Origin of the sequence: Xenorhabdus entomophaga (assembly GCF_037996725.1) — a bacterium.
Lineage (GTDB): Bacteria > Pseudomonadota > Gammaproteobacteria > Enterobacterales > Enterobacteriaceae > Xenorhabdus > Xenorhabdus khoisanae.
Genome location: NZ_JBBMXH010000140.1, coordinates 1 through 7371 on the forward strand (window position 1 = coordinate 1; position 7371 = coordinate 7371).

The 7371-nt window shown below is 41.6% G+C and carries 6 protein-coding genes and 4 pseudogenes; 1 reads left to right on the top strand and 9 read right to left on the bottom strand.

Going from position 1 to position 7371, the window contains the following annotated elements; all coding sequences use genetic code 11:
• Nucleotides 1–108 precede the first annotated feature (108 nt).
• The 7 genes and pseudogenes from AAC854_RS20080 to AAC854_RS20110 all read right to left on the bottom strand — a co-directional run.
• Nucleotides 109–474 (bottom strand): annotated as a pseudogene (locus tag AAC854_RS20080) (phage major capsid protein); the annotation flags it as partial.
• 136 nt (nucleotides 475–610) lie between these two features.
• Entirely contained in the window at nucleotides 611–1000 is a 390-nt protein-coding gene (locus tag AAC854_RS20085) for a hypothetical protein (RefSeq protein ID WP_340618658.1), read from the bottom strand.
• Between the two features lies 1 nt (nucleotide 1001).
• Entirely contained in the window at nucleotides 1002–2177 is a 1176-nt protein-coding gene (locus tag AAC854_RS20090) for a hypothetical protein (RefSeq protein ID WP_340618659.1), read from the bottom strand.
• Nucleotides 2178–2466: 289 nt separating this feature from the next.
• Nucleotides 2467–2925, bottom strand: a pseudogene (locus AAC854_RS20095) (Hcp family type VI secretion system effector); the annotation flags it as partial.
• A gap of 489 nt (nucleotides 2926–3414) precedes the next feature.
• Nucleotides 3415–5641 (bottom strand): annotated as a pseudogene (locus tag AAC854_RS20100) (primase-like DNA-binding domain-containing protein).
• A gap of 3 nt (nucleotides 5642–5644) precedes the next feature.
• Complete coding sequence (locus tag AAC854_RS20105; RefSeq protein ID WP_340616985.1) at nucleotides 5645–6046, bottom strand: hypothetical protein; 402 nt, start codon at nucleotides 6044–6046, stop codon at nucleotides 5645–5647.
• Nucleotides 6039–6164: a hypothetical protein gene (locus tag AAC854_RS20110; protein ID WP_340618660.1), complete on the bottom strand. Its 126-nt coding sequence runs from the start codon at nucleotides 6162–6164 to the stop codon at nucleotides 6039–6041. The genes AAC854_RS20105 and AAC854_RS20110 overlap by 8 nt, the downstream gene beginning before the upstream one ends.
• Nucleotides 6165–6354: 190 nt before the next feature.
• Here AAC854_RS20110 and AAC854_RS20115 point away from each other — a divergent pair, with 190 nt between their 5' ends.
• Complete coding sequence (locus AAC854_RS20115; RefSeq protein WP_340618661.1) at nucleotides 6355–6540, top strand: YlcI/YnfO family protein; 186 nt, start codon at nucleotides 6355–6357, stop codon at nucleotides 6538–6540.
• A 173-nt stretch (nucleotides 6541–6713) separates the two neighbouring features.
• Here the strand turns inward: AAC854_RS20115 and AAC854_RS20120 are convergent, their stop codons facing one another.
• Together AAC854_RS20120 and AAC854_RS20125 are read right to left on the bottom strand one after the other, a co-directional pair.
• Nucleotides 6714–6998 (bottom strand): helix-turn-helix transcriptional regulator, encoded by a 285-nt coding sequence (locus tag AAC854_RS20120; RefSeq protein ID WP_340618662.1) that lies wholly within the window; start codon nucleotides 6996–6998, stop codon nucleotides 6714–6716.
• Between the two features lie 122 nt (nucleotides 6999–7120).
• Nucleotides 7121–7371: pseudogene (locus AAC854_RS20125) on the bottom strand (hypothetical protein); the annotation flags it as partial.

Sequence of the window (7371 nt, forward strand, 5' to 3'; positions counted from 1 at the left end):
TTTCATGGGTGAAAAAGTTACCTGACTGGCAGGATCAAGCAACAGGGAAATGCGGATCAAGCGATAAACATCACATTTTTGTGTCAATGGGGGACTGGTGAAGGGTTACGACTCATCAGCCAATTGCTGCATGATCTGCGTATTCAGTTCCGGGATAACGGTATAGCCACCGTCTGAGGGCACACCTGTAGACAAGGAGCGTGTTTCTCCGGTCAGAATGTAATTGCGCAGCTCGTCATTATTGAGTTTGTCACTGGTCGGCTGAATCTTCGCCTGATTGCGTTCTTCATCAGATAAAGCCTCATAACGGGCAATTTCCGCATTCAGGGCATCAGACTGAGTACGCAGTTCGTCAAACTGTTTGGCTTCATCGGCGTTGAGTGAGCGCTTTTCGTCTTCGGCCTTGGTAAGAAGTGAGCGCATTTGCTGGGTTAAATCGGCTTTTTGCTGACGTAATTCAAGTAGTTTTTTCATGGTGTTTATAGTTAATTTATTTTTTAATAAATGATTTTTAACACTATGAAAAATAATAAGACAGAATATTTATAATGTTGAGAGAACATACAAAAATATCTGAATGGCGAACTCAATAGCCATTCAGATATTTATATTATTCCTTGACTTTTATGCTGTAGATCTTATGAAATTGAGTGGGACTTTTAAACATATGCCCATAAACAGCTCCTGACACATTGACTTTCAAATAACCAGTCTTGGTAGGGATACCTTTTATTATAAAACAATTAAAATCTTTTCTTGATACTGTATCTTTCGTTATTCTATTTTTAGGTAACTCGCATTGTTGAATGTATAACCCAAAGTCATCAGGAGTTATATTATTATTTGGTGTTATAACACCACCTCCACTTATATCAACAACATTATAATATGGTTTTCCCACCTGAGCATCAGGTAAATTTTCACCCTTAGGTGAAAAAGAAACATTACTACCACAAGCCGTAAGAAAAAAAACACAAAAAATCAAAGTGTATTTATACATTCTATTTCATTGGTTTAAATACCAATCCTCCGAACAATTGATTTAAAAATGAGTTAACTGTAGTATCGTTTTTTACTTGTTGATAAACATTTCCCCATGAAAACAAATTTAGTTCAATATTTCCATTAACTTCTTCCGCCGCATCTTTCCATACAACCCAATGGCTTTTATATGTTAAACCATCAGTTCGTCCCCCAGTTAACATAGTATCAGATATCAACGTTATTACTTTATATCCTTTTGATACGTAATCATTTAGCGCATTAAAGCCATCTATATTACAATGAGATAGTCCTACATTATCAAAAACCTTTTCATACCCTGCTTTTTCAAACCATTCTGATAACATCCCCCACATAGTAATTCCCGCTGTTGGAGAGTCGACTTCATCATAGCTAAAAATTACATTTTCTGAATCTCTTAAGCTCGCTAACGTTATCCAATCCAAACCTGAAATTTTTTCGTAATCGCCATCATAGAATGTTCCTTTCGGATGACGACATCCATCACCCGGTTTAATTTCTAATTGACCTATTTTAGTTTTGCCATACTTCCATAACTCACGAGCAGCTTGCTCATAAATATCTGGCCTATCTAACTGTAAGCAATAAAAAAATGCTGCTGGGCCACACAAACTAGCCCACCCTTGATTTGGATAAGTTCTTTTCGATAGCCTATCCTGAATCTGTGATTCAATTTTACTTTTTTCAAATGGGTCTTTTGAATGACCAATTGGATATTCTTTAGCAATAAAGGGTCTTTCAGGAACAGTAATTTTTAATTCAACGGTATTATCTCCATCACTGACCGGTTTTGTTTCAATCGTACTTTCAAAATAACACGCATTTTCCCGTTTCTTTTCTGAACAGGCTTTACCTGCTACAAACTCACCCAGTGTATACATCTTTTTAAAAGGGGCTTGCAATGCCTGAATCGTATTTGAACCATGTTTGCGATAAAGCATGATTTGCATAATATAAGTCACGGAAAGATCATCGTTTGTTTCCTGAGTGACATGCTGTTGAGTTTCATAATTGCTCTGTAATTGTGCCTGAAAAATATCAAGCAATATATGATAGCTTCCCCCTTCGTCCTGACGATAAATAATCAAATCATAAAGTAACTTTTCAGCAGGTACATTCGATTCTATTTTTGTGTAAACGGTATAGGTCGGCATGGTATTAATCCTTTAAAATATGAAAACTCAGGTTCTTTTTGTCATCAGTGAGATGCCATTGAGTAAAACCTTGTTTATCGGTCTTCCCTTCTTTTATCTGACCATCTGGCAGACAAACCCGATACTTGCGTTCGGTTAAAAGATTGCCGTCATCATCCACACAACGATAACGAGCATGATGTTTAGCGGGTTTTACCGGAGTCTCTTCAACCAGCGGCTTCTTAAGTGGCTTAACATTCGAGAACCCAGACAATAGTGGCCTGCCTTCTTCACGCCCGGATAATTGCGTAATGCTATAACCCGATGTGCCCGCGGTAAGATGCCTGCATGAAATAGACTTATAATCAATCTGCACTGTTTCATACGGTATCTGGTCATTACTGTCTATCGAATGAGGATAATGACAGGTAAAATCAACAATGGTTGCCCCTGTCAGTTTGATTTCATAAAAGGCTTCTAATTGCCCCAATTGACTGGTTCGGTAACACAAAAAAACGGCCTCTAACAATTCATTACCGTCAATTGCCATTGCTAAGAGTGGCGAGGATTTATCAATAGGCTTGGTAAAGCTAACGGGGTGATGATGCGCGTTCTGGTCGCGGCTCACTGAATGGCTGATACTCAATATCTGTATTTCGTCTTCCCTGCCTGCCTGATAGCGGTTTCCAATGGATTCAGGCGTTGAGCACCCGGCTGAAATTAACCCCTGTTTCTTGCCTTTGAGTGACAAGTAAATAATATGCGACATCTTGTCTCCTGTAATCTGACTTCCGAAAAATACCGAATAAATGAAACAGAATACAACAGGAATATTTATCTATTCTAGCTTGAGTGAAAGGGCAGCAATGAATTTGTGATTAATCTCTGTTTTTAAAGTAAATCAGAAGATTACATTGCTTAAATTTCTGGTAGCACCAAATCAGCCTGATACCTTATTTTACGTCTTTTGATTTATCTGGCTTTTATTTACCTGCCAGAGATACCCCCCTATAAATCTTTTTCGCCCTCTCAGTTATGCACCCTCTGCACAATTCCCTGAAAGCCTTGCTACATCTGGGTTTGTGGCAATTAATATGATATTCATTAACTGTATCCTCTGTTCACCCCTTTTTTATCCTAATGAAGAGAATGTATATTTGATGTATAGCTAAAAAATAACTATACATCTATTATTTTCTTTTAAATACAGATAGATATTTAAAAAGGTGTATGGAATGCAGACTAAAACCTAAAAAGTTTATAGCGGGGATTTAAAGTCCCTGCATTCAGGTACAGACGGCAACCACTCTTCGGCTTCTTCTGACAACTCAACATTATAAGAGTAGCCTTTCTTGGTTCGTACTTTCCGATACTCCTTTTTGTATTCCAGCATAATTTTAGGTAGCGATTCACCAAACTTGGTCAGTGTGAGCGGGCGTTCAAAACCGTGCGCTTCCATAAAAGAAAGATAAGCATGATACAGGTACAATCTCGGTGCGCGTGGGCTGATATTCTTATTACCCATCTTCATCCCAGTTGCATCATTGACAGTCACCAGATAACTGCAAAAGCGATATAACGGATCTGAATTACTTTTTACCGTTAATGCTTCATTAGAATCGCGTTGCGCCTGTAGCCGCTTTTTAGCCTTGTTCTGGTCGGCAAATTCCGTTAACAAATGGCGGATAATCACAGGCAATTCCCGGCTGATTTTCTCCGGCAAATGTGGATCTTTCTCTGACTCTTTGACCGGGATGTTAAACGGGAATATCACCCGCCGCCGTGCAATGCCACCATTACGTTCGGTAAAGCTCATTGGCTCATTATTGGTGGCTAACACCACGGCTTTAATCACGGTTGAGAACTGTTTCTCATATTTCCCGTCAACTTCAATCAAGTCGCCGCCTGTCACGGCCTTAATGCCTGCCCCTTCACCGACATATTTAACCTGATCGGGCAGCGTAATCAGGCTTTTTCCGACAAACTGATAACGGCCTCTCGCTTCATCCAGCGCTCTCATATTGCCACTGGCGGTATTGTGCTTGCCTGCCAATAAGGTCGCTATATAGGTAAAGATGCTTTTACCGCTGCCGCCTTCACCTGTCACTTCAATAAATAGCTGCCAGTCATAACGGTTTGCCAGAATCATAAACAAGGCCGCTTTGATGCGATTCATTTTGTGTTCATTGCTCCCCGCCGCATGGGATAGCCAGCGGTAAAAATCAGGTGCGTGATCTGTCAGGTTTTCACCCATCACAGGCGGCGTAAAGGCAATGCCATTATGATTGATTAGCCAATGTTCCGGCTGGTGCGGGGTAAATTTTTGTGTCGATAAATCATACACACCATTACGAAACCCGATTAAATCCTGCCGCTGTTCGCCAATAACTGGCACTTGTAATTTCATGGCACAGATAGCGTTATTGATCCCGTTCGGACTGTAAGGCGTTTCGTGCTGGTCGAAGATGGCAACCATTGCGCGGCGCAGCGCGTTATCCGACACGGCTTCCCATGTCGTGCCGTTATAGTGATAAACCATTTCACTATCAGGATCTACCGCCACGTTGCCATAGCGTTCAACTAACAACGCCCCGCGCTGACTGGCTGCCATTTGTGCCAGATTATTGTTGGCCTTTTTGGGCTTCTCTTCTTGGATCACTACCGCTTCTGTTTCCACTAGTCTTTTCTCCCCTACCTGATATAACCCGTGGCTGAATGCCTGCTTTGCTACCTCAATGCCGTAGTGCTGGCGATAATCGTCCCAGTCGGCTTTAAATTCCGTTGGTGGTAACGTAACCCAGCCATCAATCGCTTTGGCGGTCTTCTCTGCCGCCATTTTACCAATATTCTTTTTTAGCCTGCCGTTTTTGTCCCGCCCGCCTTGTTCGTGCCAGTCATTATCAGCAGCAATAATGATTTTAGCGTTTGGCCACTGCGCTCTGACCTGCTCGGCAACCGTGAGTAAATTACTTTCATCAATCGCCGCCAGTACTATGCTCTCATGCAATTGGCTGACGGTTAAAGCTGTGGCGTAGCCCCTTTTTCACCAGATATTGAGATTCGCCCATAACCGAGGTGGCAATCATTGCCGCAATGCGTTCAGCAATGGGCTTTGCTGCCCGTGGCTGTTCTTTGGCTATTTTGGGTTCGGGTAAAGGCATTGCCAGCACATCGGCAACCAACTTAGCCGCTGCAAAAACAGTGATTCCCTTAGTTCGTGCCACTAAATCCAGACCATCACCATGATTCGGCTGGTCGCATTGGCGACAATGCCAGTCACCATTATTGTTATCATCAATGAAGTGAAAACGATCAGTACCGCCGCATATCGGGCAAGCACCATGCTTACCTTTTGCGGGAACCTCAACACCACAGGCAAGCAACAGGTTTTGCCAGTGATTTGTGGCGGATTTCTTCACCGCATGGATAACATCTATCGGGCGGATTTTCTGGCTGTTATGTCCCTGTGAAGCGTGTCGGCTCATGATTCACTCTCCATAAACAGCCGCATAAAGCACATGGTAGACTTCCTGATTGCTATCACAGGCCAGTGAAAGCAAATCATGTAGCTCTTCCGAACAATGATGGCTGGTCTGGTCAAGAATGACTTCAAATAAAGACGTACCCAATCCCGCCCGGTACATCGCCTGATCTAATGAAATGGATTGCCTGTGCACCACATAATTTAACAATTTATTGACGAGTGGCTGCGGGGCATGTTTCAACAGTGCATGGTGTACCTCCTGATTGATATCTCGCGCCAGTGCAATCAAATTATTTATGTCAATTGAGCATTCATCCTTTGATTTTTCGAGAATGAATTTAAATAAAGAAGTTGCCTGATTGGCACGATATAACGCCTGTTTTAGTGAGATAGGTTTATTATTCATGGTATGCCTCCTGACGAGATACGAAGATCAGAGAGAACATACGAGCCAGCCGTTCAGTGCCGGATACAATTAGGAATGTAAATTTTAGGCGAGTTTGGTTAGACTGAGTGTCAGCCATAGCATTAGCTCCGATAATGTTGTGGTTAGAAGCCCAGCTAGTGCTACAACACTGCTGGGCTTTGTTATTTTTGAATGCTACAACATTCAACTGGATTCCAGTATAAACACCAAGTGGATTCCAGTTCAAGTGTTTATTTGTTATTCTTTTTGTGTATACTGGATTCCATATAAAACATGAGACCCCAGATATGACAAGAGACCACATAAATAACAAATCACAAAAGATACAAGCCAGAGCACCACATGAAGTTGTCGAAGCTATAGAAGTATTAAAAGAAGAAGGTGAAAGCACAGCACAGTTTATCGTCACCGCACTACAAGGTGAGATCAAACGCCGCCAGCGCAAAGCTAAAGCATCATCTGAGCAAAAATAATCAACTAACCCTCTAAAAGAGGGTTGTCTCTCAAATTTATGGTTATTTAACTTCAAAGAATCTCTATAGCTAATATCTACCATCATACCGCCGACTCCCCAAAATTAAGCTGCTTTTAGAATGAGTTAGACCGCTGCCAATCAAGGCGGTTAATTTTTCCATGATGTTATTCTTTAATTGGCAGATTTACGGCTATACGGATTATTCACATTGTCTACTGTTGGCGGATTACGTACCCAATGCAGCAGATCACTGAGCAACCAAGCACAGGAATTGCGGCCTAATGGCTTACGGGCAGGGAAGCGACCTTCATTTTCCAGTTTCCATGCTGACGTTCTGGAAATAGAGGTGATGTGTTGGCGTTCTTTTTCACGAATCAGACGATCATAAGGTTCGCCATACTCAGAAAGAATTAAGCGGCGTTCTTCAGGTGTAGGAGTGCTATATTGAATGGTCATGTTACCCTCACTGTTTAATTGTTTTTGTGAGGGTATTTTACTTAAAGGAAATCATTACAGAAGAAATCAACTTTGTTGTGTATATATTACAATTGCTCTATTTATCATCAAAACAATTCCCATTATTGAGCTGCTTTTAATATAACCACATTCTCATAATTACCCGCCAATACATCCAGTCGCTCACACCACTTGTTCAAAGCATTTAGCTTCTCTGGTAGGTATTGGCTCTTGTTGTATATCGACATGATGCCCGGCAAAGGCTGGATTAACGCAATAAGTGCAACATGCGACCGGTATAGGCTTCCATTGGCGTCAGCCCATTTAAAATCTTTCTTGGTGTCATATTCAGCCTCAATTCCATATCGCTGAT